Origin of the sequence: Nonomuraea sp. NPDC050404, from assembly GCF_040655495.1 — a bacterium.
Lineage (GTDB): Bacteria > Actinomycetota > Actinomycetes > Streptosporangiales > Streptosporangiaceae > Nonomuraea.
This window is the reverse complement of sequence record NZ_JBFAKB010000020.1, coordinates 11,070-36,540: the sequence shown is the minus strand read 5'-3', so window position 1 is coordinate 36,540 and position 25,471 is coordinate 11,070. Positions and strand designations below refer to the sequence as shown.

Genomic DNA, 25,471 nt, shown 5'->3' with positions numbered 1-25,471 from the left:
GCGACGGCCGCCGCCAGGGTACGGACGCCAGGCGAAGATCACCCCCGAATCGGGTGACAGCCGCGTGAACGCCCTGCCGATCATGTCGTCAAACCATCTCCGTCCGCCTCAGCGGCTGGTCTCGTAGGAGGCCGCCGCGATCTCGCCCAGAGCCTGGCCCGCGAGCCGCGCCAGCTCCATCGCCCCCTCCGCCGACGGCGCACGCAGGCGCGCGAACGTCGCGAAGGTCAGCACCCGGCCGTCCGGCAACTCCACGAAGCCGGCCAGCCCCTTGCTGAGGTCCGCGGGGCCCTGCTGCAGGCGTACCGCGGTTCCCGTCTTGGCGAAGACGTGCCCGGCCGCCGGCGAGTCCGGCTGCACGTCGGCCAGCGTGCCGTCCCTGCCCAGGATCGGCAGAGTCCGGCGGTAGGCGCGATAGTACGGCCGGCGCGACATGTGGTCCAGGAACCGCGTGAAGAACCGCGGCGTGTACGTGCCCTCCGAGGCTCCCGGCGGCGTCCCGTCCAGCCCTGCCCTCTCGAACAACTCCCGCTGCAGCGCCATCCCCGCCGCCTTGGCGTTCTCCGCGTCGCGGCCCGCGATCGCGCCGATGAGGTAGGGCCACATGGCGGTGTGGATGTTCGAGCTGACCTTGAGCATCACCTTCAGCTCGTCGGGCAGCGCAGGGGACACGTGCTCGGCCAGCCGGTTGCCGTGCGTGTAGTGCGACGACGGCCGCGGGCTTTCCGTCAGCCCGGCCTCGGCCCGTACCCCTTCGTCCCGCAGCGCCCCGGCGAACAGCGCCGCCGCGAAGCGGGCGGGCGCGGGCACGTAGTACGCGCGGAACAGTTTCGGAACGCCGAGCGGCACGTCGCCGGTGATCGTCACGCTGTGCGTCCCGTCCGGGGCGTCCGCCGCGCCGGTGAAGGTGAGCGGCCGCGCGGCGGTGCCCGCGGCGACCGTGGTGACCCCGTTGAGCACCTTCAGGTACGCGTTCGGCGGGGAGACCTCCAGCACGGCCGGCTGACCGGCGGCGCCGCCCGGCTTCACCGTGATGTCCACGAGGTTGTCGTTGACCATGACGGGCGACATCGTCGCGTTCTGCATGCCGTTGGCCAGGCTCTCCTTGCCCTCGCGGAACAACGAGACGTCCACGAGCACCCGGCCCTCGACCCGCCGCACCCCGCGGGCCGCGACCTGGCGGGCCAGCCCGCGCAGCTCCGCCAGCGGGTCGCCGGGAAGGGGGCCCGCTCCCTGGCTGAGATCGTAGGAATGGTCCGGGTCGGGTAATGCCAGGGAGCCGTCCCGCCGTAGCCGCCCGGACAGCAGCAGGTCCCCGCCCGCGACCAGCACCAGATCGCCCTTCAGCACCCCCTTGACCAGTGGTCCCGTCCGGTACACCCGGGTGCGGAAGCGGTGGCCGGCGCCGAGCGTCTCGAACGCGGTGCCGGCGGGGAAGACCTTGAAGGAGGAGCCGGGGACGAAGAGCTCGGCGGCGTTGAGGGAGTAGAGCGGTTGCCCCGTGTCCGTCGCGTGGAACTCGATCCCCCAGTGCGAGCCGGCGAACTCCGGCCTGCCGATGATCTCCTGGATCCTGGTCTCCAGGTCGCCGGTGGGCGCGCTCACGGCGTGGGCGGCGCGCGGCGCGGCGGCCAGGAAGGGGGCGGAGGCCATCAGCCCGAGCACGGACCTGCGTGACCAGCGGTTCATGACGCGTCGGCTCCCTTCGTGGCGGGCGGGTTGATGATCTGGTCGCGGTACTGCTGCTGCGCCGGGTCGCCGGTCGCGCTCATCCAGGCGTCCAGCGCGGTGCGCCTGGCGGCCAGCGCGGCGGCGACCTCGGGACGGGTGTCCTGGGCGAGGTTGTGCAGCGCGTGCGGGTCGGCGTCGAGGTCGTACAGCTCTTCGGGGGTCCTGAGCTGGTAGAAGCCGACCCGGGCGGCGACGGCGGGGTCACTGCCGGCGGCCGCGACCATGGCGTTCCAGCTCAGGCCCGCCATGTTCTCGGCCCGGTAGCTGGTCTGGCCGTCGGACCAGGCGTTCCAGACGTAGGTCCAGCGGGCGTCGTGGACGCCGCGCATGTCGTACCGCTGCTCGGCGCTGGACTCGTGGAAGACGGTGGTGAGGCGGTCGCGGCCGGTCTGGGCGCCGCCGGACAGCAGCGGGGTGAGGTCGCGGCCGTCGATCCCGTCCGGCGTCGTCCCGCCCGCGGCCCGGCAGAGCATGGGGAACAGGTCCATGGTGGAGACGAAGTGGGTACGGTCGGCGCGGCCCGGGCGGGTGGTGCCGGGCCAGCGGACGATCAGCGGCGTGCGGGTGGAGTGCTGGTAGACGTTGGCCTTGGCGTACGGGAACGCGATGCCGTTGTCCGACATGAAGATCACGATGGTGTTCGAGGCCAGGCCGGCGGCCTCCAGCTCGGCGAGCACGGCCTTGAGCGTGTCGTCGGCGCGGCGGGCGCTGCTCTGGTACTGCGCGACCTCCGTGCGGATCTCGGGCAGGTCGGGCAGGAAGCCGGGCACGCTCACCTCGTCGGCCGTGTAGACCCGGGACGGCGCCGGGTAATCCCTCGACGGCAGGTTCTGCTCGTCGGCGCTGCCGCTGAAGGGCCGGTGCGGGTCCTGGGCGTTGGCCATCAGGAAGAAGGGCCTGTTCTCCGACTTCGCCCGCGCGAACAGGGCCGCGGCCTGCTCGGCGTAGCGGGCCGGGTCGCGTCCCATGCCGAGATCCGTCTGGCCGACCTGCAGGTCCCAGGCGAACCGCGGGATGGGAGTGAGGTGCTGGACCTTGGCCAGGATGCCGGTCAGGTAACCCCGCGCGCGCAGCACGTCGTTCAGGATGGGCACGTCGTCGCGGATGGGCTCGAAGCCCTCCGCGCCGTTGCGGTGCGGGTAGCGGCCGGTCAGCGCCGCCGAGCGGCTCGGCTGGCAGATCGCGACCGGAACGTGCGCGCGGTGGAAGGAGACGCCCTCGGCGGCCAGCCGGTCGATGGCAGGAGTGAGGTCGGCGGGGCCGCCGAAGCAGCCGGGCGAGTTGCCGCCCAGGTCGTCGGTGGTGAACAGCAGGATGTTCGGCGGCCCGGCGGCGGAGCTCCCGGACCGGCCCCAGGCCGGGCGGGCGGCCAGGCCGGCGCCGAGCGGGGCGGCGGCGGCAGCGGACAGGAGTGTGCGTCGGGTGAGCGGAGAGCCCATACGTTGATCACCTGTTCGTGTGAGTGGCGGGTTTCGTCGGGGACCGGCCGCGGTCATCGGGCGGTGATGAGCCGGCGTTCCAGCGCGAGTACGGGTTTGGTGGATTGCCTGTCGTAGTTGCCGAGGATCACCGACACCCAGTCGAGATCGGGGTAGCGGTTCCAGCTCGTGCTGATGCCGAAACCGCCGCCGGTGTGGCCGAAGAGGCGCTGGAAGTCGAAGATGTGGGAGGCGAACCCGTAGCCGTAGTGCGAGCACATCAGCAGCGGGTCCTGCCCCTCCTCCGGCGGCACGACCGTCTTGGCGCCGGTGCCCAGCTCGGCGAAGGCGCGCCTGAGCAGCTTGCCGTCCTCGCGCAGGGCCGTCACGAACTTCAGCAGCTCTCCCGCGGTGGAGAAGGCGCTGCCCGCGGGCGTGCCGACGAACTGGAACTCCCTGCTCTTGGTGAAGTCGTAACGTTCGCCCGTCTGGCGGTGGATCGTGTAGGAGTGGGCCATGTCGTCCGCGGCCAGCACCTCCGGCCTGGTGTAGAAGGCCGTCCTGGTCATGCCGGCCGGTTTGAACACGTGCTCGCGGACGTAGTCGTAGTAGGTCATGCCGGACACCGCGGCCACGATCGCGCCGAGCACGATGTAGCCGTCATTGCTGTACCGGTACTGGGTGCCCGGTGTGAACTGCGGCGGCAGCGCGCGGATGATCGCCAGGTTGCCCTCCCACACCTCCTCGACCGTGTCCCACGACAACTCCTCCTCGCCGGGCGGCCCGTTCCTGATCGGCGACCTGCCCACGCCGGAGGTGTGGGTCAGCAACTGGTGCACGGTCGCCGCGGCGGCCTCGGCGGGGAAACCGTCGAGGTAGGTGCCCAGCGGCTCGTGCAGGGCCACCTTGCGCCGCTGGAGCAGTTGCAGCACCGCCGTGGCGGTGAAGCACTTGGTGATCGATCCGATCAGGAAGAGGGTGTCCGTGCGGTTGGGGAGCTTCTTGTCCTTGTCCGCCATGCCGTGGGCCCGCTGCAGTACGGTCTTGCCGCGATGGGCCAGCAGCACCGTGCCGGAGAACTCGTCGGCGGCGGCACGTTCGGCGACGAAACGGTCGTACTCGCCGCCGGGACGCAGGTCGCGCGGCACCCCGCCGCGTTCGCCCGCGCCGGTGGACGCGCGGGCCGGACCCGCCGCGATCGCGACCGGAGCGGCTCCTAGCAGCCCTAACACGGATCGCCTGGATGCTGACGGCTTTTCCATGACAACGCCTCCTTACGTCCTGTTGAGCCCGATGGAACACAACGCGGTGTTTCCTGGGCGTTTCTCCGACCGGGACGGGAGGGCGGTGACATTTCGATCACCTCTATCATGATGATTCAACTTCGATCACCTTTGGATCGGTAGCATGGACCGCCGGCTAGGAGGAATATGACGAACACGGTGACCGGGCGAAGCGAGGCGGCCGAGCCTCCCGGCCGGGAGGAGGGCGAGCCTCTCGGCCACACCCACACGACCGGCTCAGGGCCCGCTGCCGGCGCGATCGGCTCGGGGCGGGCGGTGGCCGGGCCGCTGCTGGCTGCCTGGGGGGCCGGTGCCGAGCCGGACGGTCTGATGGGTGTTCTCCTGCCGCCGGAGACCGCGCTGCCGGTGCCCGCCGCCGGGGACGGCCGCTGGGATCGAGCCGGCCTCCTGGACGGGGACGGCCTGCGGAGTGGGGCCGGTGCGGGGCAGGTGTTGCTCGCCGTGCGCGAGCGGGCGTCGGCGGACCTGGGAACGCCGTGGCCGCAGCCGCTGGCCTCGCAGTACGCCCGCTACTTCCGCGACGGCAACCGCACCGCGTACGAGAGCAGTGTCTTCGAGCGCCAGGACCGGCTGACCCGCGCGGTGCTCATGGCGACGGTCACCGGCGAGCAGGTGTGGCTGGACGAGGCGGCCGACGGCATCGTGCAGCTGTGCGAGCAGAGCTCCTGGTGCTGGCCCGCCCACGAGGACACCTGCCGCCCGCGCGGCACCGTCCTGCCCGACCCCGCCGCGCCGTGCCTCGACCTCGGCGCCGCCGACGTCGCCGCCCAGCTGGCCTGGGCCGACCAGGTGCTCGGCGACCGGCTCCGTGAGCACTTCCCCGGCCTGCGCGAACGCGTACGCGCGGAAGTGCGGGTGCGGGTGCTCGAACCGTTCGTCACGCGGCGCGACTGGCACTGGCTCGGGCTCGACGGCGACGTGCACAACTGGTGCCCGTGGATCTGCGGCAATGTCCTGGTCGCCGCGCTGCGGCTGGGCGAGGGCGAGCGCGAGCGGGCTACGCAGGTCGCCCACGCCGTCGCGGGAGTGGACCGCTACCTCGCGGCGCTGCCGGAGGACGGCTCGGTGGACGAAGGGTACGAATACTGGTGGAACGGGGCGTGCCGCGCCCTCGAAGCGCTCGACATCCTCGAACACGCCACCTCGGGGGCGCTCGGCGCGGCCGGTATCCCGGTCGTGCGCGAGACCGTGCACTTCCCGCACCGCATGCACCTCGGCGGCCCGTGGTACCTGAACCTGGCCGACGCGCGCGCCCGCCCGCCGGCCGGCCAGCCCTGGCACGTGCCCTACCGCTGGGGTCGCAGACTGGGCGAGCCCGACGTGGTACGCCACGCGCGGTCCCAGCGCGCGGCCTCGATCGGCGTCTCGGCGGAACTCGGGCGGGCGCTGCGGGAACTGGCGGACGAGGAGTGGCAGGCGTGCGGGCCGGCCGAACCGCCGCTGGTGGCCGGGGTCTGGCTGCCGGGTACGCAGGTCGCCGTCGCGCGTACGGCGGGCGGTCGGGCGCACGGCCTGACGCTGGCGGTCAAGGGCGGGCACAACGGGGAGCACCACAACCACAACGACGCCGGATCCGTCGTCGTCGCGCTGGACGGCGTGCCCGTGCTCGTCGATCCGGGGCGGCCGACGTACACGGCGCAGACGTTCGGGCCCGACCGGTACGCGATCTGGACGATGGTCAGCGACTGGCACAACGTCCCGCGCGTGCGGGGTGTCTCGCAGGGGGAGGGACGCGGGTTCCACGCGCGCGAGGTGCGGGTGGCGGACGACGGCGGCCGGTTCGCCGTGGAGATGGACCTGGCCGCCGCCTATCCCGTGCCGGGCCTGCGGCGGTGGTCACGGACGGCCTCCCTGGACCGGGCCGAGAGCCTGGTGACGATCGAGGACGCCTGGGACTTCACCCCGGACTTCACCCCGGACGGCGGCTCGGATGGCGGCTCGGCTGGCCCGAGTGTCCTGCACTTCGTGCTGGCCGGGGAGGTCGAGCGGCGCTCCGCCGGTCAGGTCGCGGTGCGGCCGGTGGACGGGACGCGTACCGCGTTGATCTCCTGGGATCCTGATCTTGCGACGGCCGGCTTCACCGTGCGTACGCTGGAGGACCCCATGGTGTCGGACGTGTGGGGCGAGCGCCTGACCAGGCTCGAACTGCTCCTGCCCGGTACGGCGGGCGGCGCCTTCGCAGTGCGGGTGGAGGTGGGGCAGTGAGGCGTGCACGCCCCGTCCCCGGCCGAGTTCCTTGCCCGGGCACCGTAGCGGTGCCTTCGAGAAAGACGGTGCCACATTGACAGTGCCGGATCCGCCGGCCGCGCTGCCGGACGAACGCCGTACCCAGCTCCTGGAGGTGCTGCGGCGGCGCGGTGTCGTACGCGTCAACGAACTGGCCGCAGAGCTGGACGTCTCGGTCATCACCATCCGGCGGGACATCTCGCTGCTCTCCTCGCAGGGCCTCATCCGCCGGGTACGCGGCGGGGCCGCACTCCAGAGCGGCCCGATCGCCGAAACCCTCGGCGGCGAGGACCCGGCGACGGAGGAGAGACAGCTGACCATCGGCATGATGGTGCCGTCGCTGACCTACTACTACCCGGACGTGATCCGCGGCGTGCGCGAGGCCGCGGCGGCGGCCGGGGCGCGGATCGTGTTGCGCGGCGCCAGCTACCACGCCGCCGACGAGCGCCGCCAGCTCGCCCGTCTGGTCGAGGAGCACGGCCTGGACGGCCTGCTGGTGACGCCGACCACGACCGGCGACGACGGGGAGGCGCTGGTGCGGTGGCTGCAGGGCGCCGGGGTGCCGGTCGTGCTCGTCGAACGGGCCGCCGCCGTGGGCGACTACCGGGAGGCGATGGAGTCGGTGGTCAGCGATCACGCGTTCGGGGCCGCCATGGCCGTACGGCACCTGGCCGCGCTGGGGCATCGGCGCATCGGCCTGGTCACCCGGCGGAGCCCGACGAGCCCGCACGTGCGGCGCGGGTGGCGGCAGGCGTGCGAGGACCTCGAACTCGACGGCCTCGCACGGGACGGCGTCACCCCTGATGACGCCTGCGTGCCGGACGTCGACACGGTCGATCAGTGGGATCCCGGCTGGCCGGAGGCGGTGGATGAGGTGATCGACGCGTGTGTCGCCTCTCGTACGACGGCGCTGCTGGTGCATTCGGATCCGGAGGCGATCGGCCTGGTGGAACGCTGCCGGGAACGCGACATCCGGGTTCCGGGGGATCTGGCGCTGGTGACGTATGACGACGAGGTGGCCGAGTTGTGCGATCCGCCGCTGACCGCCGTCCGGCCGCCCAAGGCGGCGATCGGGCGGGCGGCGTTCGCGTTGCTCGCGGGACGCCTGGCCGACCCCGACCCGGAACGGCCCACCCACCGCGTCACCATCGAGCCACGCCTGATCGTGCGCTCCTCGTCGTCATAGCGCCCGCCCCCGCCCGGGCCACCGCGCCCGGCGCACTGCGCCCCGAGGGCGTGGTGCGTGCCCGTGTGAGAGTGCCCGGGGAGGGTCGGGCGTGGGTCAGGGCGTTCGCGTTGCCGGTTCGCCCAGGGCCTCGGCCGCGTTCAGATGGTCCCGTGTTCCGTCCGGCCAGGTCAGAACGGCGGTTGCGGTGCCGTCCCAGGACAGGGCCGGCGGTTCGCCCGGGTGGTGTCCGCCCAGGTAGAGCGCCACGTCGTACCAGATGCCCGGTTGTGCGGGGCCGTCGGTGGCGCACCAGGGGATGAGCGTGCGGACCGCGAGCGGCGAGGAGTCCTCGACGCCGAGCACTCCGGACGACGCCAGCCCGGGTCCTGGGACGAGCCGGGAGCATCGGGTGCCGTTCCAGGCGGTGGTTCCCTCTTCGCGGACCTCCCCAGTGACGGGGAGCGGCCATCCGCCGACGCGCAACGGCCCGCTCTCCCCGGCATTCTCCGTGTACGTGTTCACCCGCACCAGGCGCACCTCCCAGGCCCCGCGCACCGCGGAGATCACCTCCAGCCACGGCCCCAGCCGCAGTGCCCCGGACCGGCCGCTGCCGTGGTCCGGCTGGTCGGCCTCGGGGGTGACCCAGTGGGCCTGCCAGCGTGACGCGCCGACGAGGGTTCCGGAAGGGAGGCGGCTGGTGGCGGTGGTCTCGAAGCCGGTCCGGTGGCTGGGGAGCCCGTCGTCGTCGAGGAGCGCGACCGACTGGTCCAAGGGCTCGCCGGTCAGCAGGGGGGAGGTCGCGGTGGAGTAGCCGAGGCGCGCGTACAGCGGTGAGTCGGTCAGGTGGGTGCCGGGGTGGGAGTGGTCGGTGCCGTGGTTGACGACGCGTACGATCCCGTCGGCGCGGGTGCCGCTGACGAGCCAGCCGGGGGAGCGGACGGCGAGCCGGAAGTCACCCGACTCGACCGGCAGGGGCTCTTCGACGGCCGTCCACACCGGGTGGTCGGCAGGTAGCGTCAGACCGAACAAGCCCTTGGCCGCCCAGTACGGCGAGCCGGGCCCCGAGTAGGACTGCGCGATCGGCCGCCACTCCCGGTGCCACCCCAGCGTCAGCAGCCCCCGTTCGTCGGGAGCGCCGTGCTCGGTGAAGTGCCGGGCGACACCCGAGGCGGCCCGGCGCAGAAGCCCGAACCCCGGCATCGACACCCCGGCCCCCGCCCCGGCCCCCGAGCCCACCTCGGCCCCCGAGCCGGGTCCCACCTCGGCCCCCGGGCCGGGTCCCGCGCTGGGCCCGTGTTGCGCGTCGGCCCCTGTGCCGGGCCCGCCCGGCGCGCCGGCCCGTGCGCCCATCCAGAACTGGGCGGCGGCGGCGAAGCGGTAGGTGAGGCTGCGGCCCTGGAGGAGGGGGGAGCCGTCGGCGCCGACGAGGTGGACGGCGTCGTGCAGGTAGCGTTCGAGGCGTTCCAGGTAGACCGGCCGCCGCGCGTCCGCCACCGGATCCCCGGCCGCCATCTCCGTCCACAACAACGGGTAGAAGTGCAGCGCCCAGCCCACGTAGTGGTCGTAGGCCCGCTCGGCCCCGTCGGCGTACCAGCCGTCCTGACGCACGAAACCGTCGGTGAGCGCGAGGCCCTCGGAGATGTCCTTGGCGGAGAAGGGCCCGCCGACGGAGGACAGGAACTGCTCGACGACGATCTGGAACCAGATCCAGTTGATCGGCGGGTAGCCGGAGCCGATCGCGGGCGCGAGGTAGTCGACCACCTGCTCCTGGACGAGCGGCGTGAGCCGGTCCCACAACCACGGCCTGGTCAGGTGCAGCACCAGGGCGATGGAGGCGGCCTCGACCTTGGGCTGGCCGTGTTCGTCGAGCCGGACCCAGCGCTCCGGCGAGCGGGGGTCGGTGCCGGCCGCGAGGCCCTTGGCGTACCAGTCCATCAGGCCCAGCGGATCGCGCCCGCCCTCGCCCGCCACCCGGAAGCCCGCGGCCAGGAACGTGCGCGCGAAACCCTCCAGCCCGTCCACGTCCGGCCCGTACCCGCCGGGCGCCCCGGGGAAGGAGACGCGCGCGTGCGAGGCCGAGGCGTAGGGGCGGGCCGAGAGCAGGAGGTGGTCTGCGAGCGCCGCCCAGTGATCCCTCGTCCATCCGGTGTACGGCGAGAGCCGGCGGTCGTCGAGTTCCCGCAGAGAGTCCCGCAGAGTGGGCATCCGTCCTCCTGACGTGATCGGGCGCATGGCGTTCCGCCGTTGATATCACGCGTCAGGATCCATGGAGCGAGAACGATCAATATCGATCAGGTAAACGTGATCGATCTGATTAACCAGGTATTGACGCGATTGTAACGATCGGACATGATCGGCGCCATCGGAAAGCGCTTGCTGTGAGTGACCGAGCGTGCCGGGTGACCGAATGTGCCGAGTGAAGCGAGGCGAAACCATCAAGCTCAGCAACGTGGTCGTGAGGCCCGCCACGGAGGCGGAGACGTCATGACGGGACGACCGCAGGCCCTGCTGGTCATGGATCACGCGACCTTCGGCATGCAGTTCAAGGAACCGCAGCTGCGCCGGTTGCGGGAGCTCGCCGACCTCGGCGAGCCGATCGTGACCGCCGACCTCGACACGGCGCGGGCGCGGCACCGGCTGCGCGAGGCCGAGGTGCTGCTGACCTCCTGGGGCTGCCCGCCGCTGACGGCCGAGCGGCTCGCCGACGCGCCGCGGCTGCGCGCGATCTTCCACTGCGCGGGCACGGTCCGCTCGTTCGTGACCGAAGAGGTGTGGCGCCGGGGCATCCTGGTCACCAGCGCCGCCGACGAGAACGCGATCCCGGTCGCCGAGTTCACCCTCGCCGCGATCATCTTCGCCGGGAAGAAGGCGCCCTTCCTGGCCAGGGACGCGCGCATGCGCCGCGCCGTCTGGTCCTCCATGGTGCACCGCGAGGACCTGTCCAACCGCGGGCGCACGGTCGGGGTCGTCGGCTACTCCCGGGTGGGACGCCGGGTCGTCGAACGGCTGCGCGCCCTGGAGGTCGAGATCCTCGTCGCCGACCCGTACGCCACCGCATCCGAGGTGAGCCAGGCCGGCGCCCGCCTGGTCGAGCTGCCCGAGCTGCTGCCGCGCTGCGACGTGCTCACCCTGCACGTCCCGGCGCTGCCCGCCACCCGCCACCTGATCGGGGCGCCGGAGCTGGCCCTGCTGCCGGACGGCGCGACCCTGATCAACACCGCCCGCGGCGCCGTCCTGGACACCGCGGCCCTGGAACGCGAGTGCGTCGCCGGCCGGCTCAACGCGATCCTCGACGTCACCGACCCGGAGCCACTCCCGTCGGCCTCCCCGTTGTACGGCCTGCCCAACGTCATGATCACCCCCCACGTCGCCGGATCTCTCGGCTCGGAGACCCGGCGGATGAGCGAGAGCGCGCTCGACGAGCTGGAACGCCATCTGACCGGCCGGCCGCCGCGTGCGGCCGTGACCGCGGACGAGTTCAAGGTGAGCGCCTGAGCCCCGGACCCCGGCTCAACGGAAAGGAACCGGATCAATGATCGCTTCTAACACCTCACGCCGCCTCGCGGCGGTGGCCGTGCTCGCACTCGCCGCGACCGCCTGTGGCGGCGGAGGCTCCGGCGAGCAGGCGGCCGACGGGAAGGTCACGCTGACGGTCTCGGTGTGGAACCTCGCCAAGACCCCCGAGTTCAAGGCGCTGTTCGACGCCTTCCAGCAGGCGAACCCCGGCATCACGGTCAAGCCGGTGGACATCCTCGCGGACGACTATCCGGAGAAGGTCACCACGATGCTCGCCGGCGGCGACACGACCGACGTGATCGCCATGAAGAACGTCATCGACTACTCGCGCTTCTCCAGCAGGAACCAGCTCCTCGACGTCAGCGACCTGGCCAAGTCCGCGGACGCCACGAAGCTGGCGGGGCTGGAGACGTTCAACGTCCAGGGCAAGTATTTCGCGGTGCCCTACCGGCAGGACTTCTGGCTGCTCTACTACGACAAGAAGGCCTTCAAGAAGGCCGGCGTCACGATGCCGGACAAGCTCACCTGGGACGAGTACGCCAAGCTCGCGCAGCAGCTCACCCGCGAGGAGGGCGGCAAGAAGGTCTACGGCACCTACCACCACATCTGGCGCTCGCTGGTGCAGGCCATCTCCGCCGCCCAGACCGGCGGCGACCAGCTCGGCGGCGAGTACTCCTTCTTCAACGACCAGTACACGATGACGCTCGGGCTGCAGAAGGCCGGCGCGGTCCTCGACTTCGGCACCGCGAGCGCGCAGAAGTCCGACTACCGCACGCAGTTCGAGACCGGCGCGGCGGCCATGATGCCCATGGGCACCTGGTACGTCGCCGGCATCCTGGAGGCCAAGGAGAAGGCGGCCACCGACGTCGACTGGGCGCTGGCCCCGATGCCGCAGCGCCCCGGCGGTTCCGGCGTGACGACCTTCGGCTCGCCGACCGCCTTCGCCGTCAACGCCAAGGCCGAGAACACCGACGCCGCCAAGAAGTTCGTGCAGTTCGCCGCGAGCCAGGCCGGCGCCGAGGCGATCACCAAGGTGGGCGTGGTGCCCGCGCTGCAGACGCCCGAGATCACCAAGGCGTACTTCGAGCGTGAGGGCATGCCCTCCGACGAGTTGTCGAAGAAGGCGTTCGAGCCGGACAAGGTCGTGCTGGAGATGCCGGTCAGCGACAAGACTTCCGACATCGACACGATTCTCAACGAGGAGCACCAGCTCATCATGGTCGGCGACAAGCAGCTGGCCGACGGCCTGCGTTCGATGAACGAGCGCGTCAAGAGCGAGGCGCTCAACTAACGGCCCCTGCGCCGACTCCCCAAGAAGGTACTGAGGACGCTTATGGCCCATGTGATGACGCAACCGGCGCCGCCCTCCAGGAAACGCGCGTGGCGCGAGATCCTCATCGGGTGGAGCTTCATCCTGCCCAACTTCATCGGCTTCGCGCTGTTCACCCTCGTCCCCATGCTGGCCGCCTTCGCCCTGGCCTTCCTCGACTGGGACTCCTACGGCACCCCGGAATGGGTCGGCCTGGACAACTTCCAGCGCATGCTGGGCGATGAGAATTTCCACGTCGCGCTGCGCAACACGCTCTACTACGCCCTCGGCCACATCCCGCTCACCCTGGTGGCCGCGCTGGGCCTGGCGCTGGTGCTCAACCGCAAGTTGCGCGGCATGGCCATCTTCCGTACCGCGGCGTTCTTCCCGTACATCACCTCGCTGGTCGCCGTGGCCATTGTCTGGAACATGCTGTTCAACCCGACGGCGGGACCGGTCAACCAGTTCCTCCTGGCGATCGGCATCGACGACCCGCCCAGGTGGGTGGCCAGCACGGACTGGGCGATGCCCGCGGTGATCGTGACCAGCGTGTGGCGGGACATGGGGTACTACATGGTGCTCTACCTGGCCGGCCTGCAGACGATCCCGAAGGAGTACTACGAGGCCGCCACGGTGGACGGCGCCAACGCCTGGCAGCGCTTCTGGAGCATCACCCTGCCGAGCCTGCGGCCGACGACGTTCTTCGTCGTGGTCATGCTGACCATCCACAGCTTCAAGGTCCTCGACCTCATCGTGGTCATGACCGAGGGCGGACCCGGCCGCAGCACGAAGGTGCTGGCGCAACTCGTCTACGAGCAGGGGATCAGGGAGGGCCGCTTCGGCTACTCCTCGGCGATCGCCCTGGTGCTCTTCCTCATCGTGCTCACCGCCACCCTCATCCAGTTCCGGCTCAACGAACGCAGGAGCGGCTGATGACGACACTGCGCGAGGCCCCTCCCGCCCCCGCCACGCGGCCGGCGCCGCCCGCCCCGGTAAGTCGCGGCCTCGGGCTCGTCCGCAAGGCGATCACGTACGTGGTCCTGACCGTGGTCACGGTGCTGGTCCTGGTGCCGTTCGGGTGGATGATCTCCGCGTCGCTCAAACGCGACAACGAGGTGCTGACCATCCCCATCCAGTGGATCCCGGACGAGCTGCGCTGGTCGAACTTCGTCGAGATCTGGGACCGCATCCCGCTGCTGACCTACCTGGGCAACTCCGCGTTCCTCGCCGTGACGATCACGCTGCTGCAACTGCTCACCGGCAGCTTCGCCGCCTACGGGTTCTCCAAGGTGCGCTTCCCCGGCCGGGACGCGCTGTTCGTCGCCTACATCGCCACCATCGCGGTGCCGTGGCAGGCCTACATGGTGCCGCAGTACATCATGATGCAGCGGGCGGAGCTGACGAACACGTACTGGTCGATCATCCTGCTGCAGGCGTTCGGCGCGTTCGGCGTCTTCCTCATGCGCCAGTACTACATGTCGATCCCCGACGACCTCTGCGAGGCCGCGCGGATCGACGGGCTCAGCGAGTACGGCATCTACTGGCGGATCATGCTGCCGCTGTCCAAACCGGCACTGGCCAGCCTGGCGCTGCTCACCTTCGTCAACACCTGGAACGACTACATGGGGCCGTTCATCTATCTGACCAGCAACGAGTTGTGGACCGTGCAGCTGGGCCTGCGCTCGTTCGTCGGCCAGTACGAGGCGGACTACGCGATGATGATGACCGGCGCGGTGTTGTCGGTGTTGCCGATCCTCCTCGTCTTCCTGCTCGGCCAGCGGTACTTCATCCGCGGCATCGCGACCAGCGGGCTCAAGGGATGAACGGGGTGCGACGGCTGCTGCGGCCGGCCGCCCAGACCACGTACGAGCGGATCTTCGGCACCGTCTACGTCGGCCTCATGACGAACGTCCTGCTCGCCGTCGCCGTCTCCCCGCTGCTGGCGGCTCTGGCGATCGTGCGGGACCCGCTCGCGTCGTGGCCGTTCTTCGCCGTCCTGTCGTCGTTGTGCGCGCCGGCGCTGACGGGGGCGTTCGCGTGCTTCGCCGCGCTGGGCGAGCCCGGCCAGGCCGTCGTGCTCCGCCCGTTCCTGACCGGCTACCGGCGTGGCGCGGCCCGCGCGGCCCTGGCCTGGGCGGGCGGCGCCGCGGTGGTCAGCGTGCTCGCGCTCGACGCCGCGGTCGTCATGCCCACCGCCTGGGGCCCGGCGCTGGTCCCGTTCTTCGCCACGGCGGCGGCGCTGGTGGCCTGCGTGCTCATCGCCGTCCTGGTGCTGCTCGCCGAGCCGGGCGAGCCGGTACGGGTCCGCGACGTGCTGCGTCCCTGCCTCTACCTGGTGGCGCGGCGCTGGTACCTGGCGGCGCTCAACGTCGCCGCGCTGGGCGTGGCCGTCACCGTCGTGCTCACCAGGCCGGTGATCGGCGTGTTGCTCCTCGGAGCGCCCCTGCTGTACCTGGTGTGGGCCACGACCCGGTTCGTCCTCACGCCTCTGCTGAGCGACGCGGTCACTTGAGCGGCGTCTCAGGCGGCAGGCCGCCCAGCGCCTCCACCTCCTCCTGCGAGTAGGGGGTGCCGGGCCATTCGACCAGCACGACGGTGGCGTCGTCGCGCAGCCGGCTGTTGTGATAGTCGAGGTGGTGGTGGATCAGGCGGCGCAACGTCTCGGGCACCGGCAGTTCGTCGGCCTGGTGCCGGATGAGGAAGTCGGTGAAGCGGTCCATGCCGAACTCCTCGCCGTGCTCGTTGCGCGCCTCGGTGATGCCGTCGGTGTAGAGCAGCAGCCGGTCCCCGGGCTGGAGCTGGGCGTGGCACACCGTCACGGGCAGGTTCAGCCCGGTGCCCGCCGGCGGGCTCGGCTCGCACGCGAGCTCGATGGTGGTGCGCCTGCGCAGGATGACCGGCGGATGGTGGCCGCAGTTGACCCAGTCCAGGGCGCCGCTGGTGACGTCCAGGGCGGCGACGACGCAGGTGGCGAACCGGTCGCCGGCGAACAGCCCCATGAGCGCCTCGTCCATCCGGGTCGCCGCGCGGGCGAGCCCCTGGCCTTCGAGGCGGCTGCTGCGCAACGTCGTCAGCGCGAGGTTGGCGGTCAGGCCCGCGGCCGTGTCGTGCCCCATCGCGTCGAAGATCGCCAGATGTGTCGTGTCGCCCTCGAAGGCGTAGTCGTAGACGTCGCCGCTGACGTCGTACGCGGGCTCCATCACCGCGCTGATCACCAGCCGGTCGGTGGCGAACGTGCGCTGCGGCATGAGCCGCCACTCCATCTCCGCCGGCACGCTCATCCGCCTGCGCCGCACCAGCCTGGCGTAGGTGTCGCTCAGCGGACGCTTGGAGACCACCAGCAGCGCCACCAGGCCGGCCAGCCGCTCCATGTCCAGCAGCGCCCCGGTGTCCGCGCCGGCGACGGTGATCCGCAACACGCCCAGCCGGTCCGTGCCGTCCACCAGCGGCACCCACCACTGACGCGGGTCCCGTACCGTGGCAGGAAAGATCTTTCCGTGCTGGAAGGCCCGGCCCGCGACCGTCCCCTCGATGCCGATCTCGTGGCTCTCGCCCTCGCCGGCCGGCTCGGGCCGGGCGACCAGCGGGGAGAGCACATCCTGCTGCAGGTCCGCCAGGTAGATCACCACCTCGTCCAGCCCCGCCTGCCCGGCGTGCTCGGAGACCAGGCCGGGGACCTGCTCCAGCGTGGAGGTGTGGCTCGCGGAGATCAGCGCCCCGAACATCGCCGCCCGCGCCGCCGCCGACCTCGCTTCGAGGTCATCGTGAGCGGTCATGCACCCACCGTAACGACTCGGGGCGGGCGGCCGGTGATCGGCATGCCGGTACCGTGTGATCACGTGTACGGGGTGAGAGCACGAACCGAACGGCTGCGGCACGTCTTCTGGATCGGCGGCGCGAGCGGCGCGGGCAAGTCGACCATCGGCCGGCGGCTGGCGGCCCGGCACGGCCTGCGCCTCTACGCCACCGACGACACGATGACCGACCACGCCGCCCGCAGCACTCCCGAGGACGCCCCGTACCTGCGCGAGTTCGCCGCCATGGACATGGACGAACGCTGGGTGAACCGCTCCGCGCGGACCATGCTGGAGACCTTCCACTGGTACCGGGGCGAGGGCTTCGGCCTGATCGTCGAGGACCTGCTGCGGCTGCCGCCGGAACAGGGCGTGATCGTCGAGGGCTTCCGGCTGCTGCCCCACCTCGTCAAGCCCCTCCTGGCCACGCCCGCCCAAGCTGTCTGGCTGCTGCCCACGCCGGACTTCCGCCGGAGCGCGTTCGAGAGCCGGGGTTCGTTGTGGGAGATCGCCGGGCGGACCGGCGACCCGGAGCGGGCGCTGCGGAACCTGCTCGAACGCGACCGCATGTTCACCGAGCGCCTGCACGAGGAGACCGGACGCCTTGGCCTGCCGGTCATCGAGGTCCGCGCCCCGATGACCGAGGATGAGCTGGCCGCGCGGGTGACGGCGGTGTTCGGGCTCTGACGGCAGTGACCGTCCAAGCAGCTCAGTAGAGCCAGCGGTAGGAGCGCAGCACTTCGGCCGGGTCGCGGCCGTCGGCGCGGGCGGCGTCGGAGGCGCGTACCGCACGGAAGGCGTCGGTCAGCTCCTCGCCCAGCGCCGCCCGGATGCGCCGGTTGGCCAGCAGCGCGCCGAGCTGCTCCTCGACGCTGGTGGGCAGCCGGCGGATGTCGCGTCCGGCCCGCTGCTCCTCGCTCCACAGGCCCGGGTTCTCCTGCACCGGCTCGGGCGGCGTGAGACCGTCCTCGATGCCGGCCAGCCCCGCCGCGATCACCGCGGCCATCGCGAGGTAGGGGTTGGCGGCGGCGTCGGACGGCTTGAGCTCGACGTTGGCGTTCGCGCCGCCCAGCAGGGGAGTGGCCGGTACGAGCCGCAACGACGCCTCCCTGTTCTCCACCCCCCAGCAGGTGTAGGCGCCGGACCAGTACCCGGGCCGCAGCCGTTGCAGCGACGACAGGCTCGGCGCGGTGACGGCCACGATGGCGGGCAGGTCGCGCAGCAGCCCGGCCAGGTAGGCGCCGCCCTCGGCGGTCATCCCGGCGGGTCCGTCGCCGCCGGACAGCAGGTTGGCCCCGGCGCGGGACAACGAGGTGTGCAGGTGCCAGCCGTTGCCCACCTGGCCGGGGTTCACCAGCGGCGCGAAGCTCGCCCGCAGGCCGTGCGCGCGGGCGGCGGCGTGCACGGTCTGGCGGGCCAGAAGCTGCAGGTCGGCGGCGGTGACCGGGTCGGCGGGGGCGATGTTGAACTCGAACTGCCCTGGGCCGTACTCGCCGTGCAACTGGCCGATCGGCACGCCGTTGCGGTCGAGGTCGCGCAGCAACTGCTCGGCGAAGCCGTCCACGGCCAGCATCTTGGCCGGCCCGTAGGAGGGCCCGTCGTAGACGGGGCGCACGTGCGCGCCGCCGTCGTCATCCTCTGCCCGGCTGAGGTGGAACTCCATCTCGTAGCCGGCCAGGAAGTCCAGCCCCAGCTCTGAGGCCCGGGAGAGCTGCCGCTCCAGCACACCGCGTTGGTCGTACGGCCACACCGAGCCGTCGGGCGCCACCTGCCGCCCCGGCACCCACGCGAACCCGGGCTGCCCGGAGAGCCGGACGAGTCGCTCGGACACCGGCACCAGCCGGATGTCGCCCGACGGGGTGCCCAAGGGGGCGTGGTCGAAGGTGATGGCGTCGTGGGAGTCGAACACCGCGAACAGCGGGGTGACGCCGACGCCCCGCTCCGCCGCCGCGCCGAACGCCCCGATGGGCACCGTGCGGGAGCGGGGGATCCCGTTGTTGTCGGCCCAGACGATGGTGACTCCGACGACACCTGCCTGGGCCAGGTCGTCCGTGCTGGTCTCCGGCGTTGGGCCGGCGGTTGCCTGGTCGAGCATCGACATAGCCTCCTCGCGATCACACCCGCGTACAGACTAGATCACGCTGTGCGTTCGCAAGGGCACTTAACGTCAAGTTGTGTCGGCCGGGCAACCGCCTGCCGCTCAGTGGCCGGACTGCGCGAGCCGCTCCTGGGCCAGGCGCTCCTCGCCCGACAGCGTGTTGAGCGGCTTCTCCTTGATGAACAGCACCGCCACCAGCGCGAGCACGGTGAGCGGTACGCCGATGAGGAACAGTTCGGCCGTCGCGGTCGCGTACACGTCCTGGATGACCTTCACCACAGGGGCGGGCAGCTTGGAGATGTCGGGTACGGCGTGCGCGTCGCCGCCCCCGCCACCGGCGGCGGCCATCGGGCCGAGCTTCTCCGTCATGAGCGAGGTGACCCGGTTGGCCAGCACCGCGCCCAGGGCGCTGACGCCGATCGTGCCACCCATGCTGCGGAAGAAGGTCAGCACCGAGGTGGTGGAGCCCAGGTCCTGGGCGGGCACGTCGTTCTGGGCGGCGAGCACCAGGTTCTGCATGAGCATGCCGACGCCGATGCCGAGCACCGCCATGTAGACCCCGAGCAGTACCGTGCCGGTCTCCCCGTCGATGGTGGACAGCAGGCCCATGCCGCCGAGCATGACGATGCCGCCGGCCACCAGGAAGCGCTTCCAGCGGCCCGACTTGGTGATGAGCTGGCCCGCCACGGTGGAGGAGATCAGCAGGCCGAACACCATCGGCAGGCTCATCAGTCCGGCGACCGTCGGCGACTTGCCGAGCGCCACCTGGAAGTACTGCGACAGGAAGACCGTGCCGCCGAACATGGCCACGCCGACCAGGGCGCTGGCCACGGTGGCGAGGGCGACGGTGCGGTTCCTGAAGATGGCCAGCGGGATGATCGGCTCGGCCGCCCGCGACTCCACGAAGACGGCCAGCGCGAGGATGAGTAGGCCGCCGCCCACGAGGCCGACGGTCCACATGGAGCCCCACTCGAACTGGTTGCCCGCGAGCGACGACCAGATCAGCAGCGTGGAGACGCCGACCGTGATCAGCAGGGCGCCCAGGTAGTCGACCTTGACGTCCTTCTTGGGCACCACCGGCAGGTCGAGGGTGCGCTGCAGCAGGATGATGGCCACGATCGTGAACGGCACGCCGAGCAGGAAGCACCAGCGCCAGCCGAGCCAGGAGGTGTCAACGAGCACACCGCCGATGAGCGGCCCGGCCACGGTGCCGACGCCGAACACGGCGCCGAAGATCCCGGCGTAGCGGCCGAGCTCACGCGGCGGGATCATGGCCGCCATCACGACCATCGACAGCGCCGTCATGCCGCCCGCGCCGATGCCCTGCACCACGCGGCTGACGATCAAAATCTCAACGTTCGGGGTGAGGCCCGCGATCAGGGAGCCCGCCACGAACAGTCCGAGCGATAGCTGGATCAGTAGTTTCTTGTTGTAAAGGTCGGCCATCTTGCCCCAGAGCGGCACCGTGGCCGTCATGGCCAGCAGCTCCGAGGTGACGATCCAGGTGTAGATCGTCTGCGTGCCGTGCAATTCGGTGATGATGCGGGGCAGGGCGTTGGCCACCACGGTGGAGGCCAGGATGGACACGAACATGCCCACCATCAGCCCGGAAAGCGCCTGCAGGACCTTCCGTCTGGAGGTCGGCGTCGCGGCCACGGGCTCGGGCTGCGCGCTGGTGGTTGTCATTTTCCCTCGATTTTCTCGTGCAGGGGCCGCCGTCCCGCGGGGCTCCCGCGTACGCGGATTCAGTCAGAAATAAAGTCGGTGACCAGGCCGGTCACGGATTGGGCAGACCGGCGGCGAGCTGGGAGAAGGCGTCGTCGACGAGGTTGGCCAGGACCGGCCGGCCGCCCGCGGCGCCCCAGCGCATCATCGCCACCCTGAAGGCCGCCATGGCCGCCGCGGTGGCCAGTTCGGGATAGCCGCTCGTGCCCGGTTCGACGCCCGCCCGGCGGGCGACCGCGGTCATCACGACGCGTTCGGTCTCGGTGCCGCTGGCGACCAGCCGGGGGAACAACGACGGGTTCTGTTCAAACACCTTCAGCCGGAGCAGCCACTGCTCACGCTGCTCCTGTACGCGCTCGGCCTCGGCCCGCGACATGAGGCGCAGCGCCTCCAGCACGGGCACCCGCGCGGGCACCGCCTCCAGCTTCTCGCGCAGATCGGTGGCCGAGGCGGAGCCCGAGCCGACGAGCGCGTCCTCCTTGGCCGGGAAGTAGTTGAAGAACGTGCGCGAGGAGACGTCCACCGCCTCGGCGATGTCCTCCACCGTGACGCCCGCCAGGCCGCGCTCGGCGACCAGGGTCAGGGCGGCGTGTTCGAGCGCGGCGCGGGTCTCGAGCTTCTTTCGATCCCTGCGGCCGAGTTCGTCAGCGCTGTCCACGATGGTCACGATGTCAAGATTAGAGGTGAAATTTCAGGATCTGCAAGATTTCAGAGCCTGAAGTGTGGCAGATCACAGCAGGGTACGGACGGGATTGACGGGACCTGTGGTCCGTTCGTAGCGTTCCCGGCGATGGCTCCGACACGGCACACCCCGATCGACGCCGCGAAGAACCGGCGGGCACGATTATCCGTCGCCCTGCTCTACGTGATCATGAGCATGCCCATCGGCGGGTGGGCCGCCCGGGTTCCCGACCTCCGCCGCCAGGTGGGCGCGGACGACGCGCTCTGGGGCCTGGCGAACACCGTGCCGAGCGCCGGCAACATCATCGGGCTCTGCACGATCCTGCTGCTGGCGGGCAGGACCGGCAACCGCCCGCTCGCCGTCATCGGCTCCGGCCTGGTCCTGCTGACCGTGCCGCTGACGGCGTTGTCGGCGAGCTTCACGGGTATGGTGCTCGGACTGACGACCTGGGCGCTGGTCGCCCACATCATGGACATGCCCATGGGCGCGCTCGCGCTCGACGTGCAACGCCGCTACCGCAGACCCCTCATGGGCGCCTTTGACGCCTGCTTCGGCCTGGGCACCCTGGCCGGCGGCGCCACCGGCACGCTCGCGGCGGCGCTGGACGTACGGCCGTGGGTGCAGTTCGCCGTCACCAGCGCGCTGCTCGGCCTGTGCCTGGCGGCGACGGCCCGATGGCTGCCCGAGGAGCACGGGCGGACGCCAGGGACGCTGCGCATGTCGCTGCGCAGAAGGTTCCACCGCCGGATGTTGCCGATCACCGCCATGGCCTTCCTGTCCGGGTACGTGTCGGAGTCGGCGATCCTCTGGAACGCCGTCTACGTGGCCGACACCCTGCGCGCGGGCCCCGTCGCCGGCGGCGTCTCCTACACCCTCGCCGCCACCGCCGGCACCCTCGCGGCGCTGGTGGCGGTGGACCGGGCCACGGCGCGGCTGGGCATCGTTGCCCTGGTACGCGGGTCCACGCTGTTCGCCGCGGCGGGTTTCGGCCTCTGCCTGGCGATCGGCGGTCCGGGCGCGGCCATCGCCGGGTTCGTCCTGCTCGCGATCGGGATGGCCGGCGTGAATCCGAGCATCTACACCCTCGCGGGAACGCAGGAGGGGCTGTCACCGAGCGAGGGGGTCTCGATGGTGGAGATCGGCCAGATGCCCGGAGCGTCGATCGCCGCCCCGGCGATGATCGGCGCCCTGAGCGGCCTCATCGGGCTCCGCTTCGCGCTGGTCTCGATCGTCGTGGCGGTGGTGCTGCTCGCCGTGCTGGCGCACCGGCTCTCACCGGCGACGACCGGCGGGTACGCGGGCCGGCCGCCCCCGTAGGGCCGGAGGTTGTCCGAGCCGGCCGCCCTCGCGTCATAAAAATTTCATCTCATAACGATTGATGAAAAGAACTTTCAGAGTTATCTTCATGATCGGCCGTCCACCTCCCATGGACGGTGCGATCCAGCGCTGGGCACCGCACGTATTCCCCCCTACGCCCTTGCCCGGAGAGGTGAGCATGCCCGCACTCGGTACATCGGCCCTCAGAATCGCGATCACTGCCCTATCGGTCATCTTTGCCACGGCACTGGTCCCGCAGGCGGCCTCGGCACAGGAAACCGGCCTCCTGGCGACGCACAAGAGCCCGTTTAACTGCGGGAAGACCTTCAACGCCAACAACTGGATCGACACCCCGGACCACAACCCGCCGGGCTCCATCGACTGGCAGAACTACGGCAGCGACGCCATCAACGGTGAGACCGTGCGTGCCACCGCCGCCGGCACCGCGTACTTCGCCGACACGGGAAGCTCGAGCTACGGCAAGTGGGTGGAGATCCGGCACGGCGACGGCACCAGGACCCGCTACGCCCACCTCGCGACCATGGTGCGGGCGGCGGGCGGCTCCATGACCGTCAGCCAGGGCACCACCATCGGGACCGTCGGCTCCTCGGGCGGCTCCAACGCCCCGCACCTGCACTACGAGCAGCGGACCTCCGGCGGCGCGGTGGACACCAGCCCGACCGTGGAGGGCGTGACCGTCTCCCGGGGCCAGAAGAAGGCCATCACGAGCACCAACTCCTGCGGCGGCAGCGGCAACCCGTACACGCCGGAGGAGGCCTGCGGTAGCGGCTACGGGGTCATCGACTCGGCCGCGCTCACCGGAGGCCGCGTCTACCTGCTCTACAACTCGGGCAACAAGAACAACTGCGTCGTGACGCTGAAGTCGACGAACCTCGGCACGTCCACCCCGGTGTCGGCCTTCCTGGAGCCGCAAGGGGAGTCCAGGAAGACCGACTCGGGCAGCTACGGCTACTACGCGGGGCCCGTCACGACCAGCGCGCCCGGACAGTGCGTCAAGTGGGGCGGCTCGGTCGGCAGCAGCACCTACACCAGCCCCTTCGAGCACTGCGACTGAGGTGAGAGGTGATCACCGGGCCCGTCCCGGCCGGTCGAGACCGGCGGCGAGCTCGGTGATCGCCTCGTCCACCTCCTCGCGCAGCGCGGTCATGGACGGCAGGTCCGTGGACTCGACGGCGCGGTCCAGCCACCGGTTGAACACCACGCGCAGGGCCGTCATCACCGTGGCCGCGCACAACATGGGATAGATGTCGTCCGCGTCCTGGTCGAGGCGCTCGGCGATGGCCTCGGCGAGCGCCTTCTCCTGGGCGGCGAGCACGGCCAGCTGCTGGGGCACCAGCGACGGGGCCCTGCGGATCAGGTGCAGCGCCTCAAGGTGGTCGCGCCTGCCGGCGTCGCCGTGCGCCATGACGACGAGGACCGCCTCGCGCAGCGCCCGCAACACCGGCTCGGTACGCGGCCGGGCCCGGAACTCGGCGATGAGCTCCTCGGCCCCGGCCGCCAGCGTGGCGACCACCGCCTCCTCCTTGCTGGAGAAGTAGTTGAAGAAGGTCCGCAACGCGATGTCGGCCTCGGCGGCGATCTGCTCCACGGTGACCTTCTCCACACCGTGACGGGCGGCCAGGCGCAGCGCCGCCTCCCGTACGGCGGCGCGGGTGGCCAGCTTCTTGCGCTCGCGCCGCCCGGACATCCCCGCGTCCTCCCGAAGGATCATGCCCACGTGACGGGCAGCGAGTGAACCCCGAAGATGAGCATCTCATTACGCAGCGGCACCTGGTCGGCGGGCACGGCCAGGCGCAGGTCCGGCAGCCGGGTGACCAGCTCGCCCAGGCCGACCTTCATCTCCACCCGGGCGAGCTGCTGCCCCAGGCACTGGTGGATGCCATGCCCGAAGGCCAGGTGCGAGGCGCGGGGCCGCAGCACGTCGAGCCGGTCGGGCTCGTCCCAGTGCTCCGGGTCGCGGTTGGTCTCGGGCGTCGCGATGATCACGGTGGAGCCCGCGGCGATCCGCACGCCATCGACCGTGAGGTCCTCGGTGGCCACCCGGGTGACGCCCATCTGGATGATGGACAGGTAACGCAGCAACTCCTCGATCGCGCCGTCCAGGAGGGCCGGGTCCGCGCGCAGCGCCGCGAGCTGCTCCGGGTGCTCCAGCAGCGCGAACGTGCCCAGCCCCAGCATGTTGGCGGTGGTCTCGTGGCCGGCGCCGAGCAGCACCAGGGCCACGTCGGTGAGCTGGGCGTCGGTCAGCGGCGGGTCGGCGTCGTGGATCAGCCCGGACAGGATGTCGTCGCCCGGCTCCTTGCGCTTGGCGCTCACCAGGTCCTGGATGAAGCCGTACAGCTCCATGCCGGCGGTGGCCCGCTCGTCGTCGGGGGTGTTGGAGTTCAGCGCGATCGCGGTGCGCTCCTGGAACTGGTCGCGGTCGGCGTAGTCGACGCCGAGCAGCTCGCAGATCACCAGCGAGGGGATCGGCAGCGCGTACGCGGGCACGAGGTCGGCCTCGGTGCCCGCCGCCCGCATCGCCTCGATGTGCTGTACGGCGATGTCGCGGATGTGTGACTCCAGCGCCTTCATCCGCCGGACCGTGAACTGGCCGGTCAGCAGGCGCCGCAGCCGCGTGTGCTCGGGCGGGTCCATGAAGACGAACATCCCGTCCTCGCGACTGTCCACCTTCGGCGTAAGGGCGGCCTTGCCCGCGGCCAGCTCCTCGACCTCGTGCGGCTGCAACTTGGTGGCGTCGGGATAACGCACCCGGTCGGAACTGAAGCGCACGTCCGCCATCACGGCCCTGGCCGCCTCAATGCTGGTGACCAGCCAGGCGGAAGCCCCGTTGGCCAGCTCCAGCGGCTGCACCGCGCCCTGTCCACGCCGCCGCCGCAGCCCCTCGGGCGGATCGAAGGGGCACTTGCCCCGCTCCACCATGTCCGCCGGCAGCAGCCGGCGCATCGCTGTCGGGGACTCGGTGGTCGAAGCGCTGGTCCGCTCGCCGGAAGCCGTCATTCGCCGCATCCTCTCCTCGGGGGTCTCGTGCCACGCTACCTCAAACGTGCACGACGTGCATGCATGCACATCGTGCATGTTTGATGCGGATCAGGTGGCCTTCACCGTGAAGTTCTTGACGTTGATCTGCGCGCGGTAGCTCCACAGGCCCACCCGGCCCCC

At 71.2% G+C, this 25,471-nt stretch carries 20 protein-coding genes; 10 read left to right on the top strand and 10 right to left on the bottom strand.

The window, feature by feature from the left end; genetic code table 11:
* Positions 1 to 108 precede the first annotated feature (108 nt).
* From dacB to AB0I81_RS42440, 3 genes are read right to left on the bottom strand one after another with little or no spacing between them, the layout of a single operon-like run.
* Positions 109 to 1,689: a D-alanyl-D-alanine carboxypeptidase/D-alanyl-D-alanine-endopeptidase gene (gene dacB / locus AB0I81_RS42450; RefSeq protein ID WP_360669828.1), complete on the bottom strand. Its 1,581-nt coding sequence runs from the start codon at positions 1,687 to 1,689 to the stop codon at positions 109 to 111.
* On the bottom strand, positions 1,686 to 3,170 hold the full coding sequence (locus tag AB0I81_RS42445) for a sulfatase (RefSeq protein ID WP_360669825.1): 1,485 nt from the start codon (positions 3,168 to 3,170) through the stop codon (positions 1,686 to 1,688). The genes dacB and AB0I81_RS42445 overlap by 4 nt, the downstream gene beginning before the upstream one ends.
* 53 nt (positions 3,171 to 3,223) lie before the next feature.
* A complete protein-coding gene (locus AB0I81_RS42440) occupies positions 3,224 to 4,411 on the bottom strand; it encodes a serine hydrolase domain-containing protein (protein WP_360669822.1) in 1,188 nt (395 codons plus the stop codon).
* A 168-nt stretch (positions 4,412 to 4,579) separates the two neighbouring features.
* Between AB0I81_RS42440 and AB0I81_RS42435 the strand changes: the two genes are divergently transcribed.
* Both AB0I81_RS42435 and AB0I81_RS42430 read left to right on the top strand, forming a co-directional pair.
* A complete protein-coding gene (locus AB0I81_RS42435) occupies positions 4,580 to 6,658 on the top strand; it encodes a heparinase II/III family protein (protein ID WP_360669819.1) in 2,079 nt (692 codons plus the stop codon).
* 82 nt (positions 6,659 to 6,740) lie between these two features.
* Positions 6,741 to 7,865, top strand: coding sequence for a substrate-binding domain-containing protein (locus AB0I81_RS42430; RefSeq protein ID WP_360670331.1), 1,125 nt, complete (start codon positions 6,741 to 6,743; stop codon positions 7,863 to 7,865).
* A gap of 96 nt (positions 7,866 to 7,961) precedes the next feature.
* On the opposite strand, the gene AB0I81_RS42425 is transcribed toward AB0I81_RS42430, so the two are convergent.
* Complete coding sequence (locus tag AB0I81_RS42425) at positions 7,962 to 10,052, bottom strand: DUF2264 domain-containing protein (protein ID WP_360669816.1); 2,091 nt, start codon at positions 10,050 to 10,052, stop codon at positions 7,962 to 7,964.
* Positions 10,053 to 10,331: 279 nt separating this feature from the next.
* Between AB0I81_RS42425 and AB0I81_RS42420 the strand changes: the two genes are divergently transcribed.
* Genes AB0I81_RS42420 through AB0I81_RS42400 form a run of 5 tightly spaced genes read left to right on the top strand, consistent with a single transcriptional unit; the run spans position 10,332 to position 15,184 of the window.
* On the top strand, positions 10,332 to 11,342 hold the full coding sequence (locus tag AB0I81_RS42420) for a hydroxyacid dehydrogenase (RefSeq protein WP_360669813.1): 1,011 nt from the start codon (positions 10,332 to 10,334) through the stop codon (positions 11,340 to 11,342).
* Positions 11,343 to 11,379: 37 nt separating this feature from the next.
* Positions 11,380 to 12,654: a sugar ABC transporter substrate-binding protein gene (locus tag AB0I81_RS42415; RefSeq protein ID WP_360669810.1), complete on the top strand. Its 1,275-nt coding sequence runs from the start codon at positions 11,380 to 11,382 to the stop codon at positions 12,652 to 12,654.
* A 54-nt stretch (positions 12,655 to 12,708) separates the two neighbouring features.
* The gene (locus AB0I81_RS42410) at positions 12,709 to 13,605 is read left to right on the top strand and encodes a sugar ABC transporter permease (RefSeq protein WP_360669807.1); all 897 of its coding nucleotides are present in this window, start codon (positions 12,709 to 12,711) and stop codon (positions 13,603 to 13,605) included.
* Positions 13,605 to 14,495, top strand: a complete 891-nt coding sequence (locus tag AB0I81_RS42405) for a carbohydrate ABC transporter permease (protein ID WP_360669804.1) — start codon at positions 13,605 to 13,607, stop codon at positions 14,493 to 14,495. The genes AB0I81_RS42410 and AB0I81_RS42405 overlap by 1 nt, the downstream gene beginning before the upstream one ends.
* A 5-nt stretch (positions 14,496 to 14,500) precedes the next feature.
* Positions 14,501 to 15,184, top strand: coding sequence for a hypothetical protein (locus tag AB0I81_RS42400; RefSeq protein ID WP_360669801.1), 684 nt, complete (start codon positions 14,501 to 14,503; stop codon positions 15,182 to 15,184).
* Here AB0I81_RS42400 and AB0I81_RS42395 read toward each other — a convergent pair.
* A complete protein-coding gene (locus tag AB0I81_RS42395) occupies positions 15,177 to 16,448 on the bottom strand; it encodes a PP2C family protein-serine/threonine phosphatase (RefSeq protein WP_360669798.1) in 1,272 nt (423 codons plus the stop codon). The two genes, AB0I81_RS42400 and AB0I81_RS42395, sit on opposite strands and share 8 nt — an antisense overlap.
* 72 nt (positions 16,449 to 16,520) lie before the next feature.
* On the opposite strand from AB0I81_RS42395, the gene AB0I81_RS42390 reads away from it, so the two are divergent.
* Entirely contained in the window at positions 16,521 to 17,153 is a 633-nt protein-coding gene (locus tag AB0I81_RS42390) for a shikimate kinase (RefSeq protein WP_360669795.1), read from the top strand.
* 22 nt (positions 17,154 to 17,175) lie between these two features.
* Here the strand turns inward: AB0I81_RS42390 and AB0I81_RS42385 are convergent, their stop codons facing one another.
* The 3 genes from AB0I81_RS42385 to AB0I81_RS42375 form a co-directional block, all read right to left on the bottom strand.
* Positions 17,176 to 18,561: a glutamine synthetase family protein gene (locus tag AB0I81_RS42385; protein WP_360669792.1), complete on the bottom strand. Its 1,386-nt coding sequence runs from the start codon at positions 18,559 to 18,561 to the stop codon at positions 17,176 to 17,178.
* A 105-nt stretch (positions 18,562 to 18,666) separates the two neighbouring features.
* Entirely contained in the window at positions 18,667 to 20,250 is a 1,584-nt protein-coding gene (locus AB0I81_RS42380; RefSeq protein WP_360669789.1) for an MDR family MFS transporter, read from the bottom strand.
* Positions 20,251 to 20,341: 91 nt separating this feature from the next.
* Complete coding sequence (locus tag AB0I81_RS42375; RefSeq protein ID WP_360669786.1) at positions 20,342 to 20,956, bottom strand: TetR family transcriptional regulator; 615 nt, start codon at positions 20,954 to 20,956, stop codon at positions 20,342 to 20,344.
* Between the two features lie 123 nt (positions 20,957 to 21,079).
* Here AB0I81_RS42375 and AB0I81_RS42370 point away from each other — a divergent pair, with 123 nt between their 5' ends.
* Together AB0I81_RS42370 and AB0I81_RS42365 are read left to right on the top strand one after the other, a co-directional pair.
* Positions 21,080 to 22,288 (top strand): MFS transporter, encoded by a 1,209-nt coding sequence (locus AB0I81_RS42370; RefSeq protein WP_360669783.1) that lies wholly within the window; start codon positions 21,080 to 21,082, stop codon positions 22,286 to 22,288.
* A 178-nt stretch (positions 22,289 to 22,466) separates the two neighbouring features.
* Entirely contained in the window at positions 22,467 to 23,363 is an 897-nt protein-coding gene (locus tag AB0I81_RS42365; protein ID WP_360669780.1) for a M23 family metallopeptidase, read from the top strand.
* A gap of 12 nt (positions 23,364 to 23,375) precedes the next feature.
* Here AB0I81_RS42365 and AB0I81_RS42360 read toward each other — a convergent pair whose 3' ends face one another.
* Both AB0I81_RS42360 and AB0I81_RS42355 read right to left on the bottom strand, forming a co-directional pair.
* Positions 23,376 to 24,020, bottom strand: a complete 645-nt coding sequence (locus tag AB0I81_RS42360; RefSeq protein ID WP_360669777.1) for a TetR family transcriptional regulator — start codon at positions 24,018 to 24,020, stop codon at positions 23,376 to 23,378.
* Positions 24,017 to 25,309 carry a cytochrome P450 gene (locus AB0I81_RS42355; RefSeq protein WP_360669774.1) on the bottom strand — a complete coding sequence of 431 codons (1,293 nt, stop codon included), beginning with the start codon at positions 25,307 to 25,309 and terminating at the stop codon, positions 24,017 to 24,019. Before AB0I81_RS42355 ends, AB0I81_RS42360 begins: the two co-directional genes overlap by 4 nt.
* Between the last annotated feature and the right edge of the window lie 162 nt (positions 25,310 to 25,471).

What these genes read in the sequence shown, in the direction of transcription:
- dacB (WP_360669828.1), bottom strand. Translation starts at nt 1,689, where the DNA reads ATGAACCGCTGGTCACGCAGGTCCGTGCTCGGGCTGATGGCCTCCGCC.
- AB0I81_RS42445 (WP_360669825.1), bottom strand. Translation starts at nt 3,170, where the DNA reads ATGGGCTCTCCGCTCACCCGACGCACACTCCTGTCCGCTGCCGCCGCC.
- AB0I81_RS42440 (WP_360669822.1), bottom strand. Translation starts at nt 4,411, where the DNA reads ATGGAAAAGCCGTCAGCATCCAGGCGATCCGTGTTAGGGCTGCTAGGA.
- AB0I81_RS42435 (WP_360669819.1), top strand. Translation starts at nt 4,580, where the DNA reads ATGACGAACACGGTGACCGGGCGAAGCGAGGCGGCCGAGCCTCCCGGC.
- AB0I81_RS42425 (WP_360669816.1), bottom strand. Translation starts at nt 10,052, where the DNA reads ATGCCCACTCTGCGGGACTCTCTGCGGGAACTCGACGACCGCCGGCTC.
- AB0I81_RS42420 (WP_360669813.1), top strand. Translation starts at nt 10,332, where the DNA reads ATGACGGGACGACCGCAGGCCCTGCTGGTCATGGATCACGCGACCTTC.
- AB0I81_RS42415 (WP_360669810.1), top strand. Translation starts at nt 11,380, where the DNA reads ATGATCGCTTCTAACACCTCACGCCGCCTCGCGGCGGTGGCCGTGCTC.
- AB0I81_RS42410 (WP_360669807.1), top strand. Translation starts at nt 12,709, where the DNA reads ATGACGCAACCGGCGCCGCCCTCCAGGAAACGCGCGTGGCGCGAGATC.
- AB0I81_RS42405 (WP_360669804.1), top strand. Translation starts at nt 13,605, where the DNA reads ATGACGACACTGCGCGAGGCCCCTCCCGCCCCCGCCACGCGGCCGGCG.
- AB0I81_RS42395 (WP_360669798.1), bottom strand. Translation starts at nt 16,448, where the DNA reads ATGACCGCTCACGATGACCTCGAAGCGAGGTCGGCGGCGGCGCGGGCG.
- AB0I81_RS42385 (WP_360669792.1), bottom strand. Translation starts at nt 18,561, where the DNA reads ATGCTCGACCAGGCAACCGCCGGCCCAACGCCGGAGACCAGCACGGAC.
- AB0I81_RS42380 (WP_360669789.1), bottom strand. Translation starts at nt 20,250, where the DNA reads ATGACAACCACCAGCGCGCAGCCCGAGCCCGTGGCCGCGACGCCGACC.
- AB0I81_RS42370 (WP_360669783.1), top strand. Translation starts at nt 21,080, where the DNA reads ATGGCTCCGACACGGCACACCCCGATCGACGCCGCGAAGAACCGGCGG.
- AB0I81_RS42365 (WP_360669780.1), top strand. Translation starts at nt 22,467, where the DNA reads ATGCCCGCACTCGGTACATCGGCCCTCAGAATCGCGATCACTGCCCTA.
- AB0I81_RS42360 (WP_360669777.1), bottom strand. Translation starts at nt 24,020, where the DNA reads ATGATCCTTCGGGAGGACGCGGGGATGTCCGGGCGGCGCGAGCGCAAG.
- AB0I81_RS42355 (WP_360669774.1), bottom strand. Translation starts at nt 25,309, where the DNA reads ATGACGGCTTCCGGCGAGCGGACCAGCGCTTCGACCACCGAGTCCCCG.